The sequence below is a fragment of the Sphingomonas sorbitolis genome, from assembly GCF_036663875.1.
In the GTDB taxonomy this organism is placed as follows: Bacteria; Pseudomonadota; Alphaproteobacteria; order Sphingomonadales; family Sphingomonadaceae; genus Sphingomonas.
Window position 1 is genome coordinate 1 of record NZ_JAXOJS010000012.1, and the last position, 25,119, is coordinate 25,119.

Annotated in this window: 20 protein-coding genes; 5 read left to right on the forward strand and 15 right to left on the reverse strand. The window is 64.5% G+C overall.

Going from position 1 to position 25,119, the window contains the following annotated elements:
* Window positions 1-332: 332 nt before the first annotated feature.
* Entirely contained in the window at window positions 333-1,361 is a 1,029-nt protein-coding gene (locus tag U1763_RS20140; RefSeq protein ID WP_332756712.1) for a hypothetical protein, read from the reverse strand.
* Between the two features lie 67 nt (window positions 1,362-1,428).
* Here U1763_RS20140 and U1763_RS21165 point away from each other — a divergent pair, with 67 nt between their 5' ends.
* Window positions 1,429-1,641, forward strand: coding sequence for a CHC2 zinc finger domain-containing protein (locus U1763_RS21165; RefSeq protein ID WP_443026951.1), 213 nt, complete (start codon window positions 1,429-1,431; stop codon window positions 1,639-1,641).
* Between the two features lie 734 nt (window positions 1,642-2,375).
* Here U1763_RS21165 and U1763_RS20145 read toward each other — a convergent pair.
* The 10 genes from U1763_RS20145 to U1763_RS20190 all read right to left on the reverse strand — a co-directional run bounded on the left by U1763_RS20145 (window position 2,376) and on the right by U1763_RS20190 (window position 15,763).
* Window positions 2,376-4,640 (reverse strand): glycosyltransferase family 4 protein, encoded by a 2,265-nt coding sequence (locus tag U1763_RS20145; protein ID WP_332756713.1) that lies wholly within the window; start codon window positions 4,638-4,640, stop codon window positions 2,376-2,378.
* Complete coding sequence (locus U1763_RS20150) at window positions 4,637-5,737, reverse strand: zinc-dependent alcohol dehydrogenase (protein ID WP_332756714.1); 1,101 nt, start codon at window positions 5,735-5,737, stop codon at window positions 4,637-4,639. Before U1763_RS20150 ends, U1763_RS20145 begins: the two co-directional genes overlap by 4 nt.
* Window positions 5,730-7,802: a glycosyltransferase gene (locus U1763_RS20155; RefSeq protein WP_332756715.1), complete on the reverse strand. Its 2,073-nt coding sequence runs from the start codon at window positions 7,800-7,802 to the stop codon at window positions 5,730-5,732. Before U1763_RS20155 ends, U1763_RS20150 begins: the two co-directional genes overlap by 8 nt.
* Window positions 7,799-9,997 (reverse strand): UDP-galactopyranose mutase, encoded by a 2,199-nt coding sequence (gene glf / locus U1763_RS20160; protein ID WP_443026952.1) that lies wholly within the window; start codon window positions 9,995-9,997, stop codon window positions 7,799-7,801. Before glf ends, U1763_RS20155 begins: the two co-directional genes overlap by 4 nt.
* Before the next feature lie 177 nt (window positions 9,998-10,174).
* Complete coding sequence (locus U1763_RS20165; RefSeq protein ID WP_332756717.1) at window positions 10,175-11,356, reverse strand: glycosyltransferase family 4 protein; 1,182 nt, start codon at window positions 11,354-11,356, stop codon at window positions 10,175-10,177.
* A gap of 88 nt (window positions 11,357-11,444) precedes the next feature.
* Window positions 11,445-12,230, reverse strand: coding sequence for an SDR family NAD(P)-dependent oxidoreductase (locus U1763_RS20170; protein WP_332756718.1), 786 nt, complete (start codon window positions 12,228-12,230; stop codon window positions 11,445-11,447).
* Between the two features lie 14 nt (window positions 12,231-12,244).
* Entirely contained in the window at window positions 12,245-13,423 is a 1,179-nt protein-coding gene (locus U1763_RS20175) for a zinc-dependent alcohol dehydrogenase (protein WP_332756719.1), read from the reverse strand.
* Window positions 13,423-14,001, reverse strand: a complete 579-nt coding sequence (locus U1763_RS20180; RefSeq protein WP_332756720.1) for an SRPBCC family protein — start codon at window positions 13,999-14,001, stop codon at window positions 13,423-13,425. The genes U1763_RS20175 and U1763_RS20180 overlap by 1 nt, the downstream gene beginning before the upstream one ends.
* A gap of 88 nt (window positions 14,002-14,089) precedes the next feature.
* A complete protein-coding gene (locus U1763_RS20185; protein ID WP_332756721.1) occupies window positions 14,090-14,572 on the reverse strand; it encodes a DUF4142 domain-containing protein in 483 nt (160 codons plus the stop codon).
* 303 nt (window positions 14,573-14,875) lie between these two features.
* Window positions 14,876-15,763 (reverse strand): oxygenase MpaB family protein, encoded by an 888-nt coding sequence (locus U1763_RS20190; RefSeq protein WP_332756722.1) that lies wholly within the window; start codon window positions 15,761-15,763, stop codon window positions 14,876-14,878.
* A 446-nt stretch (window positions 15,764-16,209) separates the two neighbouring features.
* Between U1763_RS20190 and U1763_RS20195 the strand changes: the two genes are divergently transcribed.
* Window positions 16,210-17,397: a glycosyltransferase gene (locus tag U1763_RS20195; protein WP_332756723.1), complete on the forward strand. Its 1,188-nt coding sequence runs from the start codon at window positions 16,210-16,212 to the stop codon at window positions 17,395-17,397.
* On the opposite strand, the gene U1763_RS20200 is transcribed toward U1763_RS20195, so the two are convergent.
* Complete coding sequence (locus U1763_RS20200) at window positions 17,345-18,202, reverse strand: phosphatase PAP2 family protein (RefSeq protein WP_332756724.1); 858 nt, start codon at window positions 18,200-18,202, stop codon at window positions 17,345-17,347. The two genes, U1763_RS20195 and U1763_RS20200, sit on opposite strands and share 53 nt — an antisense overlap.
* Before the next feature lie 309 nt (window positions 18,203-18,511).
* Between U1763_RS20200 and U1763_RS20205 the strand changes: the two genes are divergently transcribed.
* Genes U1763_RS20205 through U1763_RS20215 form a run of 3 tightly spaced genes read left to right on the forward strand, consistent with a single transcriptional unit; the run spans window position 18,512 to window position 20,576 of the window.
* Complete coding sequence (locus U1763_RS20205; RefSeq protein ID WP_187504142.1) at window positions 18,512-19,039, forward strand: sterol desaturase family protein; 528 nt, start codon at window positions 18,512-18,514, stop codon at window positions 19,037-19,039.
* Entirely contained in the window at window positions 19,036-19,818 is a 783-nt protein-coding gene (locus U1763_RS20210) for a fatty acid desaturase (protein ID WP_332756725.1), read from the forward strand. Before U1763_RS20205 ends, U1763_RS20210 begins: the two co-directional genes overlap by 4 nt.
* Window positions 19,815-20,576, forward strand: a complete 762-nt coding sequence (locus U1763_RS20215) for a sterol desaturase family protein (protein WP_332756726.1) — start codon at window positions 19,815-19,817, stop codon at window positions 20,574-20,576. Before U1763_RS20210 ends, U1763_RS20215 begins: the two co-directional genes overlap by 4 nt.
* A 39-nt stretch (window positions 20,577-20,615) precedes the next feature.
* Here U1763_RS20215 and U1763_RS20220 read toward each other — a convergent pair whose 3' ends face one another.
* The 3 genes from U1763_RS20220 to U1763_RS20230 all read right to left on the reverse strand — a co-directional run bounded on the left by U1763_RS20220 (window position 20,616) and on the right by U1763_RS20230 (window position 25,119).
* Entirely contained in the window at window positions 20,616-21,491 is an 876-nt protein-coding gene (locus U1763_RS20220; protein WP_332756727.1) for an SDR family oxidoreductase, read from the reverse strand.
* 109 nt (window positions 21,492-21,600) lie between these two features.
* Window positions 21,601-21,738, reverse strand: a complete 138-nt coding sequence (locus U1763_RS20225) for a hypothetical protein (RefSeq protein ID WP_277982691.1) — start codon at window positions 21,736-21,738, stop codon at window positions 21,601-21,603.
* A 159-nt stretch (window positions 21,739-21,897) separates the two neighbouring features.
* Window positions 21,898-25,119 carry an efflux RND transporter permease subunit gene (locus tag U1763_RS20230; RefSeq protein WP_332756728.1) on the reverse strand — a complete coding sequence of 1,074 codons (3,222 nt, stop codon included), beginning with the start codon at window positions 25,117-25,119 and terminating at the stop codon, window positions 21,898-21,900.

Genomic DNA, 25,119 nt, shown 5'->3' on the forward strand with positions numbered 1-25,119 from the left:
CGAAAACCATACGTACCGCGCGTTCGCGAACTTCCGGCGCAAACTTGTTCGTTGTCTTGCTCATACAGGCTCCACCTTCTCAGGAGTTGGAGCCTCCGACAAACCCGGTGCGGTTCATTTAGCATCAACCATGTAAAATGACCTCGAGCAGATCGAAGGGCGCTCAGCCGATTCGAGCCCGCAGAATCAGCCTAAGTGCTCTCGCTGGTCAGGCGGTCGAGCGTTCCGCTATTTGGTTGATTTCAACGCCGTTCGGGCTCGCTTAATTTCATCTATCATCGGCTGATGCGCTATATCTGAGAGTCGACGATCTACGCGTCGGCGGTCTAGGGTCAGAACCCCGAGCTGCAGTCCTGGCAGACCACGTTCGATATCTGATCGGCGACCGTCAGGTGATAGGTCATCTGAAGCCCGTTCTTGTGAATGGTCGTCCCACAGCTGTAACAGTGCGTCTGCATCGTTCCTGCACCGCATTCCGAGCACTTAAAATACCATTTCCGGTTACCCGCTTCGGTCTTCGCAGGGTTCACGTCGGACGATTCGTGAACGTGGCCGCAGCTGACGCAGAAACTGGCAGTGGACGTGCAGACCTCTACCGGCCCGGACGGAAGATTCACCTCTTCGGCCAGCGGCTCCGGAAACACGTCCTGAAGCTCAAGCGCGATCAGCCGTCGCAGGTTGGTCAGCGAGGCGCCGTTCGCCAGCGGATCCGCCGCGAGCTGGATGCTGCCACGGGCATGCTTCACCGGGGATGCCTGGCCATAGTCGCAGTCTCTTCCCCAAGCGAGCGGGGAGGTGATGTGATCGATGGCCTCTCTGGCCGGCTGCAGGATGAAGACCCGATCGCCGTCCTGTCCGTACTTCTTCGTCTCGACCAGCAGCCTGAGCATATCGGCATGCTCGTCCTTCTTCCACCGCGTGCGGAACTTGGCATCCATGACCAGCCCAGCGTGTCGTCGTGTTATATCCTTAAAGATCGACCGGGAGCGTTCCCAAATTGGTGTTCGTTCGGAACTAGGCGCAGGTGTAGCGTCGTCGACGGAGAAGCGTAGGCGGAAGTCGGGCCGGCGGCCATTTGCCAGCACAGGCTCGACGTCTAGGATCGCCGACATGTTCGGCTGACGCCGCCTGAAGCGGAGCGAAAACCCGCTGACGTCCGGCCTGCCGGACCGACATGCCGACGCCACCACATGCTCAACCCAGTCGGGTTGGGCGACGAAGTTAAAATCTTGCATCAGCACGGCGATGATCTTGATCAGGCACCAGCGTTCGTAGAGGGCGCTGGCATGGAGCGTGTTGATGACACCCAGCCGGTCGAGCGCGTCGGCGATCTGGACGAGGCAGGCGAATATGGAGAACAATACGTTCTCATCGCGCGACGGATCAACGCGCGATGCGGTGGTCGGGCTGATTAGCCAGACCGTTTAGCTGCAACCATTCGTCGATGGAGATGACCGGCTCCGTGGCGCCTGTCCGTGGCATCCCGATGCAACCCGCAGCCTCCACGCGACTGACACGGCATGGCAATGCTTTGCCTGCCGCGCTGGTGGTGATGCCGTCGATTGGAACATGAGGCGGGACGCGGTGGACAAGAGACAAGCGGAGGAAAGATTTCAGGAATTTCGCCGTTCAAAGCAATGAAGTCGGTCGTGGCGGCGCATCGTCCAAGAGCATCAACGCGCACGGGGCCTTGTCTGATCGATCGGGCGTGCGGATATCAATTGTGTGGCGGATCGCCGTGACGAAACACGACCGTCCGCATTCAAAACTGGTGGAAAGCGGACCGGCTGCTTACGGAAGGCGATGATCGTAAGCAAACGTTCGTTCAGGCTTTGGGGCATGGTCCCAACAGGCTGCTGTTAGTAGAAAGCCCCGTCCGCTGTTAGACTTTAAGCGTTCAAAGACAAATAGGCGTTTGTTTACGCGTCGTTTGGTGCCTTGAACGCTCGTCCCACTGGGTTGCGAATCGGTCGCTTTGGAGTGGGGTAAGTGAGAGAAGGCTTCCGCTTGCAAGGCAGCCGAAGCCGCTCGAGTAATACCTATTACGAAAAAGGAATTGAAACCCGATTCGAAAGGTGGCGTGCTACTGGAATTACGATCTGCCGTCCTCAGAACATCGCAGGTGTCGATGCGACCCATCTCGACGTTCGAGTTCAAAATCCAGCTTAAGTGAAATTTCGCAAAATATAGGAATTACCTCTTGATCTGAAGCATGAGCAGTTGTGCTGAGCTATCCCAGCGTCGACTTAGATAATATTGTATATTTGAAATACTTTTAAGAGAGCTGCCGGCAGTCTGCTGCACAAGACTCGAATTTTTGCTGAAAAACCTAAACATGCTGAAGGTCTGCCTTGAAGATACGAGCGTACTTTAGTTCAGGCACTCTCTGGATCTACTAAAAGTGGCCGAGTCCGAATGACGTCTGCGAGTGCGGCATGTGGGATACGGTTGCTTACGATCGGCGAGCAGGCGAGGAGGCCGTTGGGACAGTAGCGGTCGTCGTCCCAGCCGGGGTGGTCGAGGATCGGGTAGAGGCATGTTCCCTCGACCGGCACGCCGAGTGATTGGGCGATCCTCACCTCGCGCAGGATCATGCGAAGCCACGCGGGGCGGGCGCTGCCCTCGATCCCGGTTTCGGCAATGAAGATCGGGCGGCCGTAGCGGGCATAGGCGTCGGCGAGGATCGCGTGGAGGGGGCGGCTGAGTGGGTGGTCGTAGGCGAGTGGGGGGCCGCCGTGGATCCACTGGTTGTTGTGGTAGAAATTAACGCCGACGATATCGAGCAATGCCGGGCGGCCGCCGATCTGCGGCCACGCCTTTCCGGCGATCATGTCCCAGGCCTGGTATTGCGCGAGGCGGTGGCCTTCGGCGGCGGGGGCATCGTTCGGGCGGGCAGGGTCGGTAATGACGTTGATGACTGGGTCGGCGTGGACGAACCTCGCGGCGGGGTCGACCGCGAGGATCGCCTCCATCGCGGCGATCGATGCGCGGGCGAGTTGCACCTTGAGTTCGTAGCCGCGGCCTCGGGCGAACGGGTTGAGATAGGCTGCGTCGCCGCCGCCCCACGCGAAGAACGAGATCTCGTTGACGGGGGCGTAGAAGCGGGTTTCGCCGGGGGCGGCTGGGCCGATGTGGCGCGCGGCTGCGGCGGCGAAGGCGGCGAAGCGGGTGACGAAGGCGGGCGTCCAGATGTCGATGTCGTCGGGCCAGCCGTAATGGAGCAGGTCCCAGATGACTTCGGTGCCGATTGCCTTGGCGGCTTCCAGCTGGCGGTCGAGGCTGGACCAGTCGTAGCGGCCGGGTTCGCCTTCGATCAGATGCCAGCGCAGGCCGTCGCGGACCGTCAGGATGCCGAGCTTGGCGAGTTCATTGTAATCATGCGCGGCGAGGGTGTCGTGATGGCTGGCGGCGATGACGTCGACGCGCTTGCGGTCGTGCGCGCGGCGGTGCGTGGAGGATTCGAAGCCGCCTTGCAGGAAGCTGCGGAAGAGGCCGGTCGGGCGAGGTAGGGGCGGTCGGTCGGACAGGACTTCGGCGAACAGGGCTTCCCAGCGGGGACCGACGGCGGAGACGGCGTACTCGCCGTCGACCTTGGCGCGGAGCGCGGTGCCGAGGCGGGTTCGGAGTGCCGGGTCTTCGAGGAGTTTCGTGATCGCAGCAGCGACTGCGGGGGGATCCTCGTGGGGCACGAACAGGCCGCTCACTCCATCGACGATCTGTTGTTCGGAGCCGTTGTCTTGCGTTGCTATGACGGGGAGGCGGGCGGCGCCGGCTTCGGCAATGACGTGCGGCATGCCTTCGCCGCGCGAGAGCCAGACGAAGATGTCGAGCGCGGCGAGCAGGTCGGGCACGTCGTCGCGGTCGCCGAGGAAGGTCAGGGCGGTATCCAAGCCGAGCGCGTGCGCGCGGTTGCGGAGGGCGACGGCGTATTCGGGGATGAAGGCGTCCGGTCCGCCGATCACGACGAAGCGCGCGCGGGGGTGGCGGGCATGGACGAGCGCGGCGGCTTCGATGAAATCCTCGACGCGTTTTTTCGGGTCGAGCCGGCCTAGCCAGCCGATCAGTGGTACGTCTTCGGCGATGCCGAGTGCCGCCCGCACGGGGGTGCGACGCGCAGGAGCGAAGGCGCGCGTGTCGACCATCGACGGGATCTCGATCGCGTGGTGGTCGCGGCCGGGCATGCGGCCGGCGGCGGCGTCGCGGATCGAGGCGCAGACGCCGACATAGCGCGCGGTGAAATGCTTGGGACCGGCAAGCGCTTCGGAGACGAGGCCGCCATGCTCGATCAACGGCGGGCGGAGGTGCATCCGTTCGAGCGCGGGATAGATGTCCGCGACGTTCTGGCACGAGACGACGACGTCGTACGCGGGCAGCTTGCTCGCGAGGTAGGCGACGGTCTCGTCGAAGCCGAGCGCGTAGGGCGTGCGATCGACGGGCACGCCGATCGCTTCCAACTGCGCGTGTGTCTGCTCGGGCATGCCGTCTTTTCGGAAGCAGGCGACGACTTCGATTCGGTAGCGGGTCGGGTCGAGCGCCTGGGCGAGCAGGCGCACTTCCGTCTCCTCGCCGCCGACGACGAGCCACGCGAAGACGAACAGGATGCGGATCGGGCGGGCGTCGGCAGTGAGTGCGGTACTCAATCGCCGACCTTGAAGACGATCTGGAGGAATTCGGGCCGCTCGCCGACCAGCCGCGCTATGAAGGCGGGGGCGTCGTCATAGGGCACGACGTGCGTGATGAGTTGCGCGCGGATCTCGGGGCCGCGGGCGAGCAACAGCTTCACCGTTTCGTTCGCGAGGCGGCGGCGGTCCCATTGGAAGCCTAGCCCGCGCGGGACGCGGTTGATCTGCGCGCAACGGAGGTTGAGGCCGTTGTGGTGGAACTCCTCGCCGAGCCGGAGCCGGTCCGCGCCGCCCTGGTAGAAAGCGAGGTCGATAATCGTGCCTTGTGGTCTCAGCGCGCGCATCGCGGCGTGGAGGCTGGCGGCGTCGGCGCGGGTCTGGAACACGACGTCCGCGCCGCGATCGTCGCCGCCGTGGAGCCAGCGTGCCTTGGCATAGGCCCAGGCCTGGTCCTCGGTCATCGCGGTGATGCCGAGGCATTCGGCGCGCAGGCGGCGGAAGGGGGACGGGTCGGCGATCACGACTTCGCTCGCGCCGGCGGCTTGGGCGAACAGGGCCGTCAGCATGCCGACGATGCCTGCGCCGATCACCAAAGCGGGGCGGCCGCGGATGCCGTCGCCGAGGTTGACGACATTGGGGCCTAGTAGTTCGGCGTCCGCGTGGAGAATGCCGTTGGCGGCGATCGGACCCATCTGGCCGATATAGATGCCGAGGATCGGATCGAGCTCGGGCGGGAGCTTGGTCAGCAGGTCGTTGAACGGGTCTGCGGTGTGGCCGGTCTTGTGCCCGAACACGGTGCCGACGACGTCGCCGTTCGCGAAATCGTCGACCCGGCTGTCGCTGACGCGCGCGCATTCCATGTAGCCGAGGAACGGCACCGGATAGTGCGCACTCGGTTCGCCGGGGACGAACACGCCGCGGCCTGCGTCCCAGCGCGAGTGGAGATACGGGTTGCTGTTCTTGACGAAGGTGAGTTCGGTGCCGGCGGAGAACCCGGTGTAGAGCAGGTCGAGGCGGACCTGGCCGTCACCCGGAGGCGCTTCGTCATAGCCGAAGAAATAAGCCTGGCCGGGGCGTTCGACGCCGAGCGAGCGGACGTGGCGCCACTCAGACATGGATCACCTCCCGCTCGCGGACGTCGATCGCGCGGCCTTCGACGGCGGAGCGTTCGATCGCCAGCGCGAGGCGGAGCGTTTCGAGCGCGGCGGGATAGGGGCAGCGGATGCGGTTCTCGCCACCGCGGACCGCGTCGATGAAGTCGCGATCCTCGAGCACGACCGGATCGCTGCCGGTGCCGCGGACCGGGCGGCCGCGGCCGATGTCGATCATCACGTCGCGGTCGGTGAGTTCGATCGCGAGGCCTTCGCCGAACAGGTGCAGGCCGACGCGGTGGTTCCAGTTGAGCAGGCACGTGGACGCGAAATTGGCGATCGCGCCGCTGGCGAAGGTGAGCATCGCGGTGCTGGTCGTCGCGACGTCGAGGCCGGGGAAGGCGGCGCGGTCGATGTGGCCCGACTGGCCGTAGACGCGGACGACGTCGCCGACGAGATAACGCGCAAGATCGACGAGATGCGTCGTCTGTTCGAGCATCTGGCCGCCGGATGCGTCCTTCTTCCACCACCAACGCGGCGGCGGCGTGGAGTCCAGCCAATAGCCGGAGAGGAGGCGGGCGGGGGTCGCCGACAGCAGCGCCTTCACCTCGTCCACGGTATCGAGATAGCGCCAGTGATAGCCGACCGCGGTGACGAGCCCGAGCCGGTCGACCGCGGCTGCCACGTCCTCCGCGGTGCCGAGATCGAGCGCGACGGGCTTCTCGACGAAGAACGGCAGTTTGTGCTCGATCGCCAGGCGTTCGGGTTCGCCGTGCGCGAAGGGGGGCACGCAGATGTAGAGCGCGTCGAGCTCGACCGCGGCCAGCATCGCCGCGGCATCGTCGAATGCGCGAGCGCCGAAGCGGGCGGCGGCTTCGGTCGCGCGGGCCATGTCGACATCGGCGACCGCGACGATCGCGACGTCGTCGAACTGCTCCAGCACGCCGAAATGGCGGTTGGCGATGCCGCCCGCGCCGATGAACCCGATCCGTGTCCGCTCCACGCCGTCTCCCTTATGTTTGGTGTCTGTCTGGTCGTGCACGGCGACGTAGACCGCGCGCGTGTCGGCGATCATGCGATCGGCCGAGAAGAGGTCTTGTTGGCGTTCGATCGCGGCACCGGCCATTGTCTTGAGGCGGTCGCGGTCGGCTAGCAACGTGACGATCGCATCGGCGAAGCTGGCCGGGTCCGCGGCGGCGAGGCGACCGGTGACGCCGTCCTCTATCGCTTCGGCATTGCCGGGTGCGACGGTGGCGACGACGGGGAGACCCGCGGACATCGCTTCAAGCGCGACCAGCGGCAGGCCTTCGAATGCGGACGGCAGGACGAGCAGGTCGGCGAGCGTCATCAGGTCGGCGACGTCGCTGCGGGTGCCGAGCATGCGGACGGTACCGGCCAGCCCCTTGGCGGCAACGGCGCGTGCGGTCTGCGTCAGGAGGGGGCCTTCGCCGGCGAGCAGCACGATCACGTCCGGGTGCGCAGCGCGAATTGCCGGCAGCGCGTCGAGCAGGAGCGCGTGGCCCTTTTGCTCGGCGAAGCGCGCGACCATCAGCAGGACAGGGGCATTGCCGACGCCCCATTCGCTGCGGAGGGCTTCTCGCGAGCGAGAGGGTTTGTGCGCGCCGACGCCGTTGTGGATCGTTGCGACGAGAGCCGGATCGACGCCGGCTGCGCGGTGGCTGTCGCCGACGGCGTCCGACACGCAGATCAGGCATGCGAGCGCGGCCGAGGTTTCGCGGTGTTCGTCGCACTGCGCGGTGTCGGTGAGGAGGTAGGGGAGGTGTTCGGTCCGGATCACCGGCACGCCGGCGGCATGCGCGGCGCGGACGGCGGCGTGGCCTTCCCAGCCGATACCGGCATGGACGTGGACGATATCGGGCGCCGCGCGGTCGAGCCAGCGTGCGAGGTTTGCATCATCGTCGAGCGCTTTCACCGCATAACCCTTGGCGGCGGCGTGTTCGAGCAGGCCCGTGCCGGGCCGCGCGGCGACGACGATCTCGTCTCCGTCCAGTCCTTCGGCGAGCGTCATCATGTGTGCGCCGACGCCGGACGGGGCGAGGCTGTCGGTCAGCAGGCAGATGCGGGTCATTCGGCGGCCATCACGGGGGTTTCGAGGACGGCGGACTTGGCGACCATGCGGCGATACGTCGCGAGCGCCTGCCCGACGACCTGATCCATATTGTAGTAGCGATACGTCGCGAGGCGGCCGACGAAGGTCACGCCTTCCTCCGCATCGGCGAGCGCCTCGTAGCGTTTAAACAGCGCCTGGTTCTCGGGGCGGGGGATCGGGTAATACGGGTCGCCCTCCGCGCTCGGGAATTCGTAGCTGATGCTGGTCTTCGCGTGGAGCTGGCCGGTCAAATGCTTGTATTCGGTGATGCGCGTCTGCGGCACGGTTTCGTCGGGATAGTTGACGACCGCGACCGGCTGGAACTGCGCGACGTCGTGCGTCTCGTGGCGGAACTGGAGGCTGCGATAGGGCAGCTTGCCGAAGCGGGAGTCGAAATACTCGTCGATCGGGCCGGTGAAGACGATGTGGTCGACGTCGATGCGGTCGATCACGTCGCGATATTCGACGCCGAGATCGAGCGTGATGCCGGGGTGGTCGAGCATCGCCTCGAACATCCGGGTGTAGCCGTTCGCCGGCATCGCCTGGAATGTATCGGTGAAATAGCGATCGTCCGTCGAGGTGCGCGTCGGCACGCGCGCGGTGACGGCGCGGTCGAGTTCGGACGGGTCAAGGCCCCATTGTTTCCGCGTGTAGCCGCGGAAGAACGTCTCGTAGAGATCGCGGCCGACCGCTGCGACGACGACGTCTTCCGATGTGCGGATGTCCGCGACCGATTCCGCGCGGCTGGCGAGGAAGGCGGCGGCTTCCGCGTCGTCCTTGAGCGACAGGCCGTAGAGTGCGTTGAGCGTGGTGCGGTTGATCGGCATCGGCACGAGCTTGTCGTCGACGCTGGCGAGGACGCGGTGTTCGTACGGGCGCCACTCGGTGAAGCGCGACAGATACTCGAACACGTCGGCGGAGTTGGTATGGAAGATGTGCGGGCCGTAGCGGTGGATCAGCACGCCGGCCGCGTCGTGTTCGTCATAGGCGTTGCCGCCGATGTGCGGGCGGCGGTCGACGACCAGCACGCGCTGGCCGCTGTCGCTGGCAAGCCGCTCGGCGAGGACCGCGCCGGCGAACCCTGCGCCGACGATCAGCGTGTCGTAGCGTTCGCGCTTCGGGGCGGGAGCGTATTTTTTCCCGTTTAAGACGCGGTCGATCTCGGTTGCCATGGCGGTTTGCGTGCGGTCCCAGGATTGCGTGGCGAGCAGGCGGTCGGCTTCGTCTCGCCATGCGCCTTCGCGGGGGAGGGCGAGGGCTGCCTCGCAGGCGGCGACGAACGCGGGCGCGTCGGCGGCGATCGAGACGGCCGCTGCGTCACCATAGTGGCGGATCACATCGACGATCGGCGTCGAGACGACGGGCAGGCCGCCGGCGAGATATTCGGGCGTCTTGGTCGGGCTGATAAAGCGCGTCGCGGCGTTGATCGCGAACGGCATCAGCGCAACGTCCCAGCCCGAGAGATAGGCAGGGAGTTCGTCGTAGCAGCGTCCGCCGAGCCAGTGGAGGTTGGCGCGGCGTGGCAGGTGCGCGGGGTCGATCTTCACCACCGGGCCGATCATCACGAACGACCAGTCGGGTCGCTGAACGGCGACCGCGTCGAGCAACGCTAAGTCGATGCGCTCGTCGATGACGCCGAAAAAGCCGAGCTTCGGGCCGGGGATGTGGCGCTGGTCCTCTGGTTCGACATTGCCGGTGCGGGCTTGTGCAAAATGCGCGACGTCGACGGCCGAGGGGAAAGCATGGACGTCGGGGTGGCGGCCGCGCTTGGCTTCGTAGAGGCTGTAGCCGCCGGTGAAGACGAGGTCGGCGCGCGCGAGCAACCGGGCTTCGCGGTCGAGCAGGGCGGGGTCGGCGAAGCGAAACGCTGACAGTTCGTCCATGCAGTCGTAGACGATCGCAGCGACTTCGAGATGCTCGGCGAACGGGAACATCATCGGCGTGTAGAACCAGAGGACAGGCTTGGCGCGAATGCTCGTCGCGACCAGCATGTCGAGGAGTTGCCGCAAGCCCGCCTCGACCTGCTCGGCATTCCACCAATGCGGCAGGCGCGGGCGTAGCGCGATCACGTTGTCGGCGGGGAACGGGTGGTGTTCCAAGAACGGCAGCGGATGGTCACAGGGGATGTGTTCTTCCCAGACGAACACGCTCTGGGCTTGCGCAAACCGCTTCATCAGATGCTGGGGGCGCTGCGTGACGAAATCCCAGCGCAGGTGCGAGAAGCAGATCAGCGGCGGCGGGGCGGCATCGTCGGACTTCGAGGGCATGAGAATAGGTCCGGTACCGTGCACGCTCTTCCAATCCACAAATCCGCGGTTATCCGCGTTGTCGATCGAACCTAAGCCCACGCCTCAGACCTGACTATGCAAATGTAATTGCTTTGCATCATGTATTTGCTGGATAATCGCACCCAAACGCACAACGCTATGCTGCCAAGTCCAACGTTCCAATACGGCCTGGCGGGGCCGATATTCTTCGTAGGTTTCGCGCATTGTAAGGATCGCATCGGCAAACCCGTTCGTCGAAGCCGTCATGCCGGTCTCGGGCAGGATGAACTGCAATCCGCAGCGTAATTCCGCATTGGCGAGTACGGGCAGGCCGGCGAGCATGTATTCGGTGAGGATCGCGGGCGCGCCGTCGTCGATGCCGCAGACGACGCCGAACTTGGCGCGGTTCATCAGGCGATTGACCTCTTCGATAGGCACGCCCGGCGGTCCGACGAACTCGATCGAAAGGTTCTGATCGCAGGCGCGTTGGCGGAGTGCGTCGGCATCCTCGCCATAGCCGAATACGCAGAGCGCGCGGACGTCGCGCGGAAGTTGCGCGAGGGCGTCGAACAGGATGTCGTGGCGCTTGTACGGCTGCGCTGCGGCGACGTAGATCAGGTCGAAATCCTTGGGCGTGCCGAGCGGACGGAACTGGTCAATCGCGGCGAACTCAGGCCCGACCGGCAGGATCGCGGTGCGCATGCCGGGGTGGCGCGCCTCGACTTCGTCCGACTGCCACTGTGCGCCGGTGATGACGAGATCGAAATGCTCGCTGACCTCGGGCGGTACGCGCAGCGATGGCGCGTCGATCGAGTTGTAGAGAATTATGCTGTTCGCGCAGAGTTCGAGCAGGTCGGGCGCAACGCCCAAACCGAACACGACGAGGACATGCGGCGCGCCGAACGCCTCGACGAACGCATGCATTTGCGACGAAGCAAAAGGGGCATGCTCGCCGTCGATCCGGAAAGCGCGGCGCGCCAGAACCGCGTTATCCCTGCGGAATGGAGGCTCGTCTTCGCCGCGCCAGTGATGCCAGACTTCGGCCTGTTCGACGATGCCGGCGGCGATCAACGCGAGCGGCAGCCGTTCCAGATATCCCCCCATCACCTCCGCGGGGGCAAGATCGTCGGTCCACGGCTGACTGACCGGGGCGGCTGCGTGTGCCGGCAGCAGGGAGGATGACGGCCGGTCGTGCTCGGGATGCGGGCCATCGACCCAGTCGCTGATGACGACGACCGATCGCCGAATCGTCAACGGTGCCGCCATCTGTAACTTCCCCCTCATCGACGTGGTGCCCAGTCCTATCGAGGCTGGGCACCACCGAGCATTGCAAGGCAGTCCGGCAACCCGCCGATCAGTCCTTGGCGCTGCCGGGTTCAGCCATCTTCCGGTGCTGTTCGGCGAGTACCGACCCCGGGATGACGTTGGCGAGTACGCCCTGGACCTTCGTCATGAAGCCCGAGAAGACCGACGCCTTCCCGCTCATCAGCGCATCCCAGCCGTCCTTGGCGACATCGGCCGGATCCCGCTTGTTCGGATCTGTGCCCACTGACGTGTCGTTCATGTCGGCACGGTCAAAGAATTCGGTATCGACCGGCCCCGGCATCAGCGTCGTCAGCGTGACGCCATCCGCGTCCTTGATCTCGTTGCGCAGTGCCTCGGTGAAGCTGTCGATGAACGCCTTCGAGCCATTGTAGACCGCCTGGAACGCGCCGGGGATGTAGCCTGCGACCGACCCGGTCACGAGCACCTTGCCGTCATTACGCGCGACCATCGCCGGCATCACCTTCTGAAGAAGGTACAGCGTGCCGGTGATGTTGGTATCGATCACGTTGCGCCAGTCGTCGACTGTCTGGTCAAGGAATCCGTGGCCGAGACCGTGTCCGGCATTGGCGCACAGCACGTCGACCTTCCGCCCGTTGGTCGCGGCCAGCAGCGCATCGACGCCCTCGATCGTCGACAGATCCGCCTCGACCGCCGTCACGTCGGTGCCGAACTGCTTGAAGTCGGCGGCAGCGGACTGGATCAGCGCTTCGTTGGCGACGACCAGGATGTCGTAGCCGTCCTTCGCCGCGAGCGTGGCGAGTTCGAAACCGATGCCCGTCGAGGCCCCGGTGATGATCGCGAATTTATCGGCCATGTCGTCAGATCCCCTCAGTTGAAGCCGGGCTTGAGCACGACCTTGGTCACTTCGTTCTGGTTGTTCTTGAACATGTCGTAGCCCTTGGGCGCGTCCTCCAGGTCCATCCGGTGCGAGATCAGGAAGGTCGTGTCGATCTTGCCCTCCATGATCGCGTTGAGCAGTGCGGGCATGTAGTGCTGGACGTGCGTCTGGCCGGTCTTGAGCGTCAGCCCCTTCTCCATCAGCGCACCGAGCGGGAACTTGTCGATGAACCCGCCATAGACCGCCGGCATCGACACGCGTCCGCCCTTGCGACACGCGATGATCGCCTGGCGGATCGAGTGCGCACGATCGGTACCGAGGAAGGTCGACGCCTTGATCTGGTCGATCACGTTGTCGACGAAGAAGCCGTGTGCCTCCAGCCCGACGCTGTCGATCACCGCATCGGGACCGATCCCGCCGGTCATCACCATCAATGCCTCGTAGACAGCGCTTTCCTCGTAATTGATCGTCTCTGCGCCGAACTTCTTCGCCAATTCAAGACGATGCGGGAAATGGTCGATGGCAATGACGCGCTCGGCGCCCATCAGGAACGCCGACTGCACCGCGAACAGCCCGACCGGACCGCAGCCCCAGACCGCAACCGTATCGCCCGGCTCGATCTGCGCATTCTCCGCCGCCATCCAGCCGGTCGGCAGGATGTCCGACAGGAACAGCACCTTCTCGTCCTCGACGCCGTCGGGAATGACGATCGGACCGACATCGCTGAACGGCACGCGGACATATTCCGCCTGGCCGCCCGCATAGCCGCCGGTCATGTGGCTGTAGCCGAACAAACCCGACATCGGCTGACCGTACAGCTCCTGTGCAATGTCCTGGTTGTCGGCGGGCAGGCCGTTGTCGCACGCCGAATATTGATGCTTGCCGCAATAATAGCAGCTGCCGCACGCGATCGTGAACGGCACGACGACCTTCTGCCCCTTCTTCAGCGTCGACTTGGCGCCGACCTCGACGACTTCGCCCATGAATTCGTGGCCGAGAATGTCGCCCGCCTGCATCGTCGGGATGTACCCGTCGTACAGATGCAAGTCGGAGCCGCAGATCGCGGTTGCGGTGACCTTGATGATGCAATCACGCGGATTGACGATTTCGGGATCGTCGACGGTATCGACGCGCACGTCGTGTTTACCGTGCCAGGCCAAAGCGCGCATCAGGCGAGTTCCTCTTCATGCTGCTTGCGGTTCATCGCGGCGGTCGCGATCTCGCCGGTTTCCATCAATTGCTTGAAACGGCGCAGGTCGCGGCGTGCCTGGATCGCCGGTTCGCGCTGAAACATCTTGGCGATCAGCTTGCCGACGATTCCGCCGGGCGGATCATAGGCAATGGTCGCGGTGACGACCGTACCCCGCGCGCCGGCATCACGAAACTCCACCCGGCCGCTGTTCGCGACATCGGCACCAGGCTCGGACGTCCAGGCGACCAATCTGTCCTGTGCCTCTTCGGTCACGACCGCGTCCCATTCGACTGTCTTGCCGGCGGGTGCCTTCACGACCCAGTGCGACCGCGTGTCGCTCAGAATGTCGATCCGTTCGACGTTCTCCATGAACGTCGGCAGATTGGCAAAATCGCGAAAATAGGCGAACACCTCGGCAACGGGCCGGTTGATAGTAACCGCACGCGCGACGATCGCATCGCCCTTGCGCGCTGAAATAGCAGCCGCCCCGAGAGAATCGCCGCGTTTCCAAGTGGTTGGCGGCGCGTCGTCGCTATGTGGGTTGGTATCGTTCATGTCTGATCTCCTGTCGATGCGCGCGGCGCCAGGTCCTGGTGCAGCGATGGCCGGCGCGCAGGTGCAATCGCCGGCCATCGCGCGTCGGTCACATCGTGGACAGCTCGGTTATGTGGGTCTGCACGACCGGCGCAATCGAGGCCGCGACCGTCTTGAGCGGCGCCGCCGTTCCGGATTGTGCATAGGTCTGGTGCAGTGTCAGCGCGCGCTGATGCGCAGACTTCTGCTGTTCGACATACAACCGGTCGCGCGCAGTCCCGGTGGCTGCGCGCAAGGCCGCGACGTTCTTCGTGCCCATAGCATCGAGCTTGGGCGGCGCAGGGTGCAGGCCAGCGCGCATTGCAGCCGCCTTCACATCCGCGGTCGACTTGGTGTGATCGGTGACCATCATCGATGCGAACGAACGCAGCTTGGCGTTCTTGGTCGAGGTGAGCAGCAAACGGCTGGACTGGATTTCATACTGATCGCCGGCACCCGCCTTCGTTACATAGGTCGAGGCGGCGGGGGCCTGCGCGACCGCCGCGACGGCAGGCAGTGCGATCATTGCTGCGAGCGTAAGAAGCTTTGTCATGACATTCTCCTGGGGCCTGCGGCGCGTTCAACCCACCGCTACAAACCGAACCGGCACGGATGGGCAATGTTCCAGCGATCCTGGCCATCTCAATCTGGATCAATGAGTTTGCTATCTCGGCTGACATACTGCACGAATATCGTTATCTGGTAGCTCGGTCAGGATTGGGAGGGGCAGGTCGGCCGCCGTAGGTCCGCCAGGCCATTGCAATACTTCGATGCGCGGCTCGCGATAATCCGGCTCGCCCAGACCTTGCCCTTCGCCCGCGGGCCAATGACCCCAACCGCACGACCACCATGCGCTTTAGAAGCGTCCACATCCGGGTATTCGGATTGAAGTCCCGTCGAAGGCCCAGCGCAACGTTTTCGCCATTTGTCGTGCACCGGACCGGACGACCGGTTTCATAAATATCGGCGAAGTCTTCAGACAATGCATCCGACGTGCCCAGTTCGGGAGAAGGTCCACCGCCGCCTGCGCGACGATCCGTTGCAGCGGTATCGCCAGAGGGTTGCTCGGTGTCTGACCAAGGACCAACTGCGCCACCTCGCGCGTGCGACCGTCTGCGACCAGCACCGGCTGCATGGTGCGAAGGGCCTGATGTGTGCTTGCACGGTTCCGCGGGAGAGCGTCGGCACCCAGTGCGGCGCCTATGGTGGCAAACTGGGCATAATAAAGATCCTCCTGCGCGGGTGTGAGGGGACGATCCCCATAGTGTTGCCAGGCAGCCAGGAAGGACCACGCCTCGGATATGTGGACCCACGCCAGTAAGTTTGGGTCGTCGGCCCGGTAGGACGTACCGTCAGGAAGCGTGCCGCCGATGTGCGCGTGCACCGCGCGGACTCGCGCTATCGCTGCCTCGGCCTCGGTCCGCTCACCATAGGTGGTCGCAGCGATGAACCGGGCAGTGCGCCGCAGCCGGCCGAGCATGTCGGTTCGGAAGTTCGAATGGTCCCAGACGCCTGCCAGAACTGCAGGATGCAGCATCTGAAGCAGCAGCGCGGTGACGCCGCCTACCATCATGCTGACAACATCGCCGTGCACGCGCCAGATCATCGACTCGGGCGGAAACAGCGCATCGTCGCTGCGCGTCACCGGCTCCTCGCCGCGTGCCCGATCATTAAACAGGGTCCGTACCTGCCTTACGATGCTACTCTTGGTCTGGTCTCGGATCGATAGCGGGTTGGCGTTCATGCGGTTACGAACGCCCGAGCCCGTATTTTAGCAACGGCCGATAGTTCATCGGTATGCTCGGGTGATTTACCGCGTATCGCTAACGGAAGCGAAGCTATATCGATCGTTTTGGTGCTTCGGACCGATCCTTAACTAGCTCCGGGCCCGTTACACGCTTGGAAGTCAAGGCGCCGGTCGGCTTCGCTCGCATCAAACCTCCCTTTTAGAATTCGCCGGTCGCGGTCATTGGTGAGGCGGTACTACCTCCGAATTATTGCGCTATCGCTCTTCCCTCGCATGCTGATAGTAACCGACCGAATACGACGGCGACGGAAAGCTCCACGGCATTGACGGTCAAAAGGCGGCATATTGCCATCATCGCGCCGCCAACGGCGGGCCACATCAATCCGCTAGCAGCATTGGGAACGTCGCTTGTTGAAGCGGGGCATAGAGTCACGATACTCCACTTGGCCGAGGTCGCGTCGCTGGTGCCCGCCTGCGGTGTTGGGTTTGCGGCGCTCGATCATCCCGCCGACGGCCAGGGCTTGCTGGCGGAGTATTACCGCAAGCTGGCGCAGCCATCGGGGCCTATCGGACTACCGCGGATGATCCGCGGCACCGCATCGATGACGGAGCTGCTTCTGAGGGCTCTCCCGACGGCGCTGTCGAGGCTGGGAGTCAATGCGATCGTCGCCGACTCGGTCGAGCCAGCCGGAGCACTGGTGGCACGACATCTCCGGCTGCCGTTCGTGACCGCCGTTACCGGATTGCCCTTGCTCAGGGAGCCGACGGTACCACCACCCTTTCTCGGGTGGGCGTATCGTCCCGATGCGGTGGGGCGGAATCGCAACAATGGGGGGTACGCAGTCAGCGACCTGTTGATGCGGCCGATCACAACGATGGTGGCGACCTATGCACGGCGTTGGGAGCTCGATCCCGACCCCCGATATCAATGGTCCGAACGATTGCAGATCGCGCAATGCCCGCAAGGACTGGACTTTCCGCGCTTGGCCTTGCCGGAGAGCTTTCGATACGGCGGGCCTTGGCGGCGAGACGAGCCCGAGGAAAACCTGCCGGACGACGACGGTCGACCGCTCATATTCTGTTCGCTGGGGTCGTTGCAGGGGGCGCGCCGATCGCTGTTCGCGGCGATGACGGCGGCCTGTTCCGCGATGGGTGCCCGTGCAGTGGTGGCGCACGGCGGCGGGCTGAGCGACCGCGAAGCCCACTCGCTACCGGGAAACCCGTTGGTGAAGGCATTCTGGTCGCAGACCCGCATCCTGCCCCTATGTTCTGCCGCGATCCTGCATGGCGGGTTCAATACGGTGCTGGACGCGCTGGCGGCCGGTGTTCCGATCGTTGCCGTGCCGCTGGCATTCGAACAACCGGCGACGGCGGCGCGTCTGAAGCGGATCGGAGCTGCCCGCGTCGTCTCCGCTGCCGACGCGGGCAAGGGAGGCCTCGAACCGGCGTTGCGGCTGGTGTTGCGCGATCCGGAATACCGTCGTGCGGCACGCAAGATGGCGACGGATATGGCGGCGGCAGGCGGCGCAGCCGAGGCGGCGGCGATGGTCGACGCGGCGCTCGGCCGTGAGACCGACGTCAGGCCGGCAGAGCTGAGTCCAGCCGATGGAACAACTGCCTTTGCCGCGTGAGGTGGCGGGCTGCAAGGAGGGCAGGCGGTGCGAGGACAAGCCCCATGATGACGTCCACCCCATAGTGACCGCCGAAGACCGGCGTCGCGACGATCGTCAGTATGGCCCATGTCCGGCCCGGCAGGGCAACCCGCGGCATCGCGCCGAATGCCCATATGAAGATGGCGGCGAGCGTCGCGTGGAAACTGGGAAAGCTGACGATCCCCATGAGCATGGAGAGGTCGAGCACGCGTCGGGATCCGTCGCGAAGCCCGGATATCAGCCCCTGTTCCAGCCAGGCTATCGATGGCCAGAGATGCACATAGCGGGAGGGATCGAACAGGTTGCCCATCGCCGGGGTAAGGCCTGAAATCAATATGGTGACGAAACCGGACAGGATCGCCGCGCAGACCATTATCCTCAGCGTGTCGAATTTCCCCATGCCGCTCAACGCGACGATGACGACGATCATCTGCAAGGTGAGGCTGTGATACGCTAATCCGAGTAGCCAGATCACGGGAGGGCATGTGTCCAGCAAGGCGAGCACAACCGGCCAGTCGAAGCCGATTGCACGGTCGGCGGCGGCCAGCCGCGCGTCCCACAATTGTCCGGCATTCGCCGCCAACGCATACGCCAGCACGACGCCGAGCAGCGTAAACAGCGTCATCTGAAGAAACGCGGTCGCGCCGGCCGCGAGCCGGGGTCGCGCGGTGTACCTGCCGATCGCCAGCGCGCTGGCGAGTGCCATCAATGATGCGATCGCGGGGGCCGCGCGGATCGGATCCACCGAGAAGCGGTGATGATATTGGGCCGCGAGAAAACTCATCAGCATGGCTGCGATCAACAGCCAGGAGGGAGTGTCCCGGTGGTCGGCGTGTAAGACTCGGGCGATCATGGCGGTCGAACGCGGCTCGTCACCCTCCGGTGCCAGGGTGATGGGATTTTACCGGCACGCCTCGTCGCGAAGGCCCATGACAGCGTTCTGCAAACGGCGACGACAAAAGGCCGGCCGCAGCCGTCACCGACCCGAGATTTTGTGGCGGCGCGCCCTCGCATCGAACGCCGGTAACCGTTATGTAGGCATCATGTTGAATTCGTTGCACCCGGCCATCGTCATTTCGTGCGATCGAGCACAGTGACCTGGTTCGAGAAACTCGCGATCGTCGTCTTCATGGTGTTGTTCATGGAGTGCTTCGCGTGGGCAGCGCATCGCTACGTCATGCACGGCTGGGGCTGGGGCTGGCACAAGTCGCATCACGAAGATCATGACGGCTGGTTCGAAAAGAACGACCTCTACGCAATCGTGTTCGCAATCGTGCCGATCGTATTGTTCGTCGTCGGGCTCTGGTGGGAACCGCTGTGGTGGGCAGCGCTCGGCATCACGGTGTACGGCGGCATCTATGCCTTCGTACACGACATGCTCGTGCATCAGCGCGGCGGCTTTCGCTGGGTACCCAAGCAGGGGTATTTCAAGCGTCTGCTGCAAGCGCACCGCCTGCACCACGCGGTCGAGGGCAAGGACGGTACCGTCAGCCACGGCTTCCTGTTCGCGCGCAAGCCGTCGGTGCTGAAGGCGCAGTTGCGCGCGAACGCCGATCCGCAGCGGCGTGCGGTACGTCCCGACAAAGCCGGAAACCTCGTCTCGGCAGACGCGAAGAAGTGAGCGGTACGGTTCGCCAAGCGGAGGCCCTGAGGCACCAGACGCGTGTCGGCGTGTCGTTGTCCGCCGCGATCGTCGTGGCGTGGCTGGCGATCCACGTAACCGGCATCTTCTTCTGGCGGTGGAGCGCGGATACAATTCCCTTGGCCATCGGGATGGTCATCGTACAGACTTGGCTGAGTACCGGACTGTTCATCGTCGCGCATGATTCGATGCACGGTGCGCTGGCACCCGATCGGCCGCGCCTGAACCGCGCGATCGGTGCTACCTGCCTGTCGCTCTATGCCTGCCTGTCCTATGCATCACTGTTGCCGCAGCATCATCTGCATCACAAGGAAACGGGGAGGGCGGGGGATCCCGATTTTCACGGTGGCGATGCAAGTCTCGGCGGCTGGTTCCTCCAGTTTTTCAAGACCTATTATTCGCACGGGCAGATCATCCGGATCACTGTGGTCGCGCTGATCTATACGCTGCTGCTCGGGGCACCGCTCGGCAACATCGTCATCTTCTGGGCTCTGCCGGCGCTGGGTGCGGTCGCACAGCTGTTCGTGTTCGGGACGTGGTTGCCGCACCGGGAGCGCGAGACTCCCTTTGCCGATTCGCACCGCGCGCACAGCATCGATGTGGGCCCGGTCCTGTCGCTGCTGACCTGCTTCCACTTCGGCGGGTATCATCACGAGCATCATCTCTCGCCGGGAACGCCGTGGTGGGGGCTTCCGTCGCGTCGTCGTGCGCTTGCCGTGCGAGCCGCCGATCGCAGAGTCGTCGAGGATCAAGCATGACGCTCGCCATCATCCTCTCCGCCGTCGCGATGACCGTCATCGTCGGCGTCCGCTATCTCCTCGTGTCGGGCGCGTTCGCGTGGATAACGGTCCGCAAGCATCCGGGGCTGTACCTCGGACTGGACCCGCAGGTCCGCCGCGAAATCATCTGGAGCCTGGCGTCCGCAGCGCTTTACGGAATCCCGGCTGGCGTGGTCGCGTGGGGATGGCAGCATCATGGCTGGACGCAGGTGTACGCCGACATCCACGCCTATCCGCTCTGGTACCTGCCGGTCTCGGTTTTCCTGTATCTGCTGCTGCACGATGCTTGGTTCTACTGGACGCACCGCTGGATGCATCGTCCCAAACCGTTCAAGCTGGCGCACGCGCTGCATCATGCCAGCCGCCCGCCGACGGCCTGGGCCGCGATGGCGTTTCACCCGATCGAGGCGTTGACCGGCGCGGTGGTCATTCCGTTGCTGGTGTTCTTGGTTCCGATCCATATCGCCGGTCTCGGTATCGTGCTTACGATCATGACGGTAATGGGGGTCACGAACCACATGGGATGGGAAATATTCCCGCGTTTCATGTGGTCGGGCCCGCTGGGAGGATGGCTGATCACGGCCAGCCATCATCAGCGGCACCACGAACTCTATGGCTGCAACTACGGCCTGTATTTCCGCCATTGGGACAGGCTGTGCAACACCGACCGCGGCGTCGGCGATTTCACGAAAGAGCATGCGCGGGCGGCGCGTCGCGTTGAAGTGGCGAACTCCTAGGCGGGCCGATGAACGAGCGCCGAAGTGCCCGTTCTTCCGTCAGTTGATCGGCACACCACCGGTGACCGCGATCACTGCACCGGTCATGTAGCTTCCCTCCGACGACGCGAGAAGGACATACGCCGGAGCAAGCTCGGCCGGCTGTCCTGCGCGACCGATCGGGGTATCCTGACCGAGTTTTTCCAGTTCCTCCGGCGACTTCGCGATCGGCTGGATCGGCGTCCAGATCGGGCCCGGCGCCACGGCGTTGACGCGAATGCCGTTCGCTACGAGCAGGTTCGAAAGCCCGACGGTGAGGCTGGAGATCGCGCCTTTGGTTGCGGCGTAGACGATCATACTCTTGGTCGCGACCTTGGCCTGTTCGCTCGTGGTGTTCACGATCGCCGACCCCGGCTTCATGTGCGGCGCCGCGGCCTTCGCCAGACGGATCATCGCGAACACATTGGCGGAGAACGCACCCTGCATCTCGTCGTCGTCGATGCTGTCCAGATCCTCGTTCATCGTCTGGGCGGCGGCGTTGTTGACCAGTATATCGATCCCGCCAAGGTCACTGACGGTGCGCTCCACCAGCGTGACGCAGTGATCGCGGTCGCGAATGTCGCCCGGCAGCAATACGCATCGCCGTCCTGCCTTTTCGACCCAGGCGCGTGTATCTTCGGCATCCTCTTGCTCGACGGCGAGGTACGAGATTGCGATGTCCGCGCCTTCACGCGCGTAAGCGATGGCGATGGCCTTGCCGATGCCGGAATCACCACCGGTGATCAGCGCGACCTTCCCTCGCAGCAAGCCCTTGCCGACATAGCTTTCTTCGCCGTGGTCGGGTTTGGTCGTCATGTTGGCGACAAGCCCGGGGCGCGGCTGCTGCGGTTCGCCGGGAAAGCTGGTCGGGTGGCTGGTGCGCGGATCATCGGTCATGGAAAGCGTCCTGCTATTCGGGTCGCTGGAGGAACGGTCATCCGATCGTTAAGTGCCGCCGCCATAAAAGTCCGTTGACGATGACGATCCATCGTCGAGGCCGATGCAATCAGCGGATCTCGGCACGGCGAGTGGGGGCGTGAAGATCCGCAGTCTTGTCGGCAATCCAGCGCAGGAAGCGACTGATATCCGGATGTGCTTTCAAGACATCGAAATCCGCAAACGTCGTCGCAAGGTCCTGATTCAAATCGGCATATCCCTAAACTCTTGGCTCTGAAAAAAATATGATGTGACTAGGGCTTGAAGAGCTGATTTCGGCTTTGCAGCAAAGATGAACAAATGGCCGAAGTTGGGGGAACGGAAAACGGGTTGTGAATGTCCGAGCATGGGTCGTCGTGGTCTTCGCTTAACTAGGTTGTCCCCGATCGCGCACGTCGCCGAAGATCATATTCTCCGAGCCCCTCCATCCGCCGAACCGAGCGTAGAGTGTCGGCAGGACGAAGAGCGTCAGCAGCGTCGCCGAGATCAGGCCGCCGATGACGACGGTCGCCAGCGGCTTCTGCACCTCGGCGCCGGCGCCGTGACCGAGCGCCATCGGCACGAAGCCTAGGCTGGCGACGAACGCGGTCATCGCGACGGGGCGCAATCGGGCGAGCGCGCCGTCGTGCGCGGCCCGGACCCGGTCCATGCCGCGGGCCATCAGGTCGTGGATCGACGACACCATGACCAGACCGTTGAGCACGGCGATCCCCGACAGCGCGATGAAGCCGACCGCGGCCGACACCGAGAACGGCATGCCGCGCAGCACGAGCGCGAGCACGCCGCCAACCAGCGCGAGCGGTACGCCTGTAAAGACAATCACCGCATCGCGGACCGAGCCGAGCGCGCCGTACAGCAGCAGCATGATGACCGCGAAGCAGACCGGCACGACGAGGAGCAGCCGATCGCGTGCGGACGCGAGGTTCTCGAACTGCCCGCCCCATTCGACATAGGTTCCCGGCGGCATCTTCACCTGCGCATCGATCGCGGTGCGCGCATCGGCGACGACGCTGGCGACGTCGCGGTCGCGCACGTTGGCCTGGACGACCACGCGGCGCTTGCCGTTCTCGCGGCTGATCTGGTTGGGGCCGTCGACGACCGCAATGTCGGCGACCGTCGATAGCGGCACGAAACCGCCGGCGGACGTCGGCACGGGCACCTGCGCCACTTGGGTCAGGTCGGAGCGCGACGCTTCGGACAGGCGGATCACGACGGGGAAGCGGCGGTCGCCCTCGAAGATCAGGCCAGCCTCGCGCCCGCCAATCGCGGCGGCCACCGTATCCTGCACATCGCCCGCGGTCACGCCGATCCGCGACATCGCCATCCGGTTCGGACGGATGTCGAGCATCGGCAGCCCCTCGGTCTGCTCGACGCGGACGTCGACGGCGCCCTCAGTCTTGCGCAGGATCTTGGCGATGCGGTCGGCGGCGGCGTTCATGCCGCCGAAGTCGTCGCCGAAGATCTTGACCGCGATGTCGCCGCGCACGCCGGCGATCAGCTCGTTGAAGCGCATCTGGATCGGCTGGGTGATCTCGTACGCATTGCCGGGCAGCGTCGAGAGCCGCTTTTCGATCCGTCCGACCAGCGCTTCCTTGGCTAGGCTCGGGTTGGGCCATTCGGCCCTGGGCTTCAGGATGACGAAGGTGTCGGTGGCGTTCGGCGGCATCGGATCGCTCGCGATCTCGGACGTGCCGGTGCGCGAGAAGGCGAACCGGACCTCGGGCTGGCGTGCGAGCATCTTCTCGACCTGGAACTGCATCGCCTGGCTCTGGTCGACCGAGGTACCGGGGATGCGCACCGCCTGGACGAGGATGTTGCCCTCGTCGAGCTGCGGCAGGAACTCCTGGCCGAGCGTGGTGAAGGCGACACCCGCGATCGCGAGCGCGCCGACCGCGATCCCGAGCGTCATGCTCGGTCGGCCCATCGCCTTGCCAAGCCCTGGCTCGTAGCGGCGACGCAGCCAGCCGATGATGCGGCTTTCCTTCTCGTCGACCGGCCTGCTCAATCCTATCGCGATGGCCGCGGGGACGAACGTCATCGACAGAACGAAGGCGAAGACGAGCGCGATGATGACGGTCAGCGCCATCGGTTCGAACATCTTGCCCTCGACGCCGGTGAAGGTCAGCAGCGGGGCGTAGACGAGGATGATGATCGCCTGGCCGTAGACCGATGGTCGGATCATCTCGCGCGCCGATGCGGCGACCAGTTCCAGCCTGTCCCGAAGCGGCAGCGGTCCGTCCCTGCCATGCTGCGCCTCGCCCAGACGACGCAGCGCGTTCTCGACGATGATGACGGCACCGTCGACGATCAGCCCGAAATCGAGCGCGCCGAGACTCATCAGGTTCGCGGACACGCCTGCCTTCAGCATGCCGATGCTGGTCAGCAGCATCGTGACAGGGATCACCAGTGCCGCGATAAGTGCGGCGCGGAAGTTGCCGAGCAGCACGAACAGCACGACAATGACCAGTACGGCTCCTTCAGCGAGGTTGCGGGCGACGGTCGCGATGGTCGAATTGACTAGTTCGGTGCGGTTGAGCACCGGCTTCACCACGACGTCGACGGGCAGGGCGCGGCCGATCTCCTCCAGCCGCCTGCCCACGCCCGTCGACACGGTGCGGCTGTTCTCGCCGATCCGCATGACCGCGGTGCCGACCACGACTTCGTGGCCGTTCTCCGAGGCCGACCCCATGCGCAGCGCCTGGCCGGTACGGACCGTGGCGATCTGGCTGAGCAGGATCGGCACGCTTTCGCGCGTCGCGACGACGGTGCGCGCGAGTTCGTCGGCGTTGCGAACGCGGCCATCGGCGCGAACCGCGAGACCTTCGCCGTTGCGATCGACGATGCCCGCGCCGGCGCTCGTGTTGTTGCGCTCGAGCGCAGTGGCGAGGTCGTTCAGCGTGATCTTCATCGCCGCCATCCGCTGGATGTCGGGGACGACGAGATATTGCTTGGTGTAGCCGCCGAGGCTGTCGACGCCGGCTAGACCCGCACTGCTCTTCAGCTGCGGCGTGACGATCCAGTCCTGTACGGTGCGCAGATAGGTCGCCTTGTCGGGTTCGCTGACGAGATGGTCGCCCTCGGGCGTGATGTAGCTGCCGTCCTTCTGCAGGCCGGGCTCGCCGTTCCGGTGGTTGACCTGATCGAGCTCGCGATATTCCACCGTCCACATGAAGATGTCGCCCAAGCCGGTGGCGATGGGACCCATCTCGGGTTTCACGCCTTCCGGCAGATCGCTTTCGGCGGTCCGCAATCGTTCCGCCACCTGCGATCGCGCGAAATAGATGTCGGTCTTCTCGTTGAAGACGGCGGTAACCTGCGCGAACCCGTTGCGGCTGAGCGAGCGGCTGTATTCGAGACCGGGGATGCCGGCGAGCGCAGTCTCGACCGTGAAGGCGACCTGCTTCTCGATCTGGTCGGGCGAGAGTGCGGGCGCGACGACGTTGATCTGGACCTGGTTGTTGGTGATATCGGGGACGGCGTCGATCGGGAGCCGCTGGATCGCGAAGACCCCGGCGAGTGCCGCCGCGAGCGTCAGCAGCAGGACGAGCCAGCGCTCCTCGACGGCAAAGGTTACGATGCGGGAAAGCAT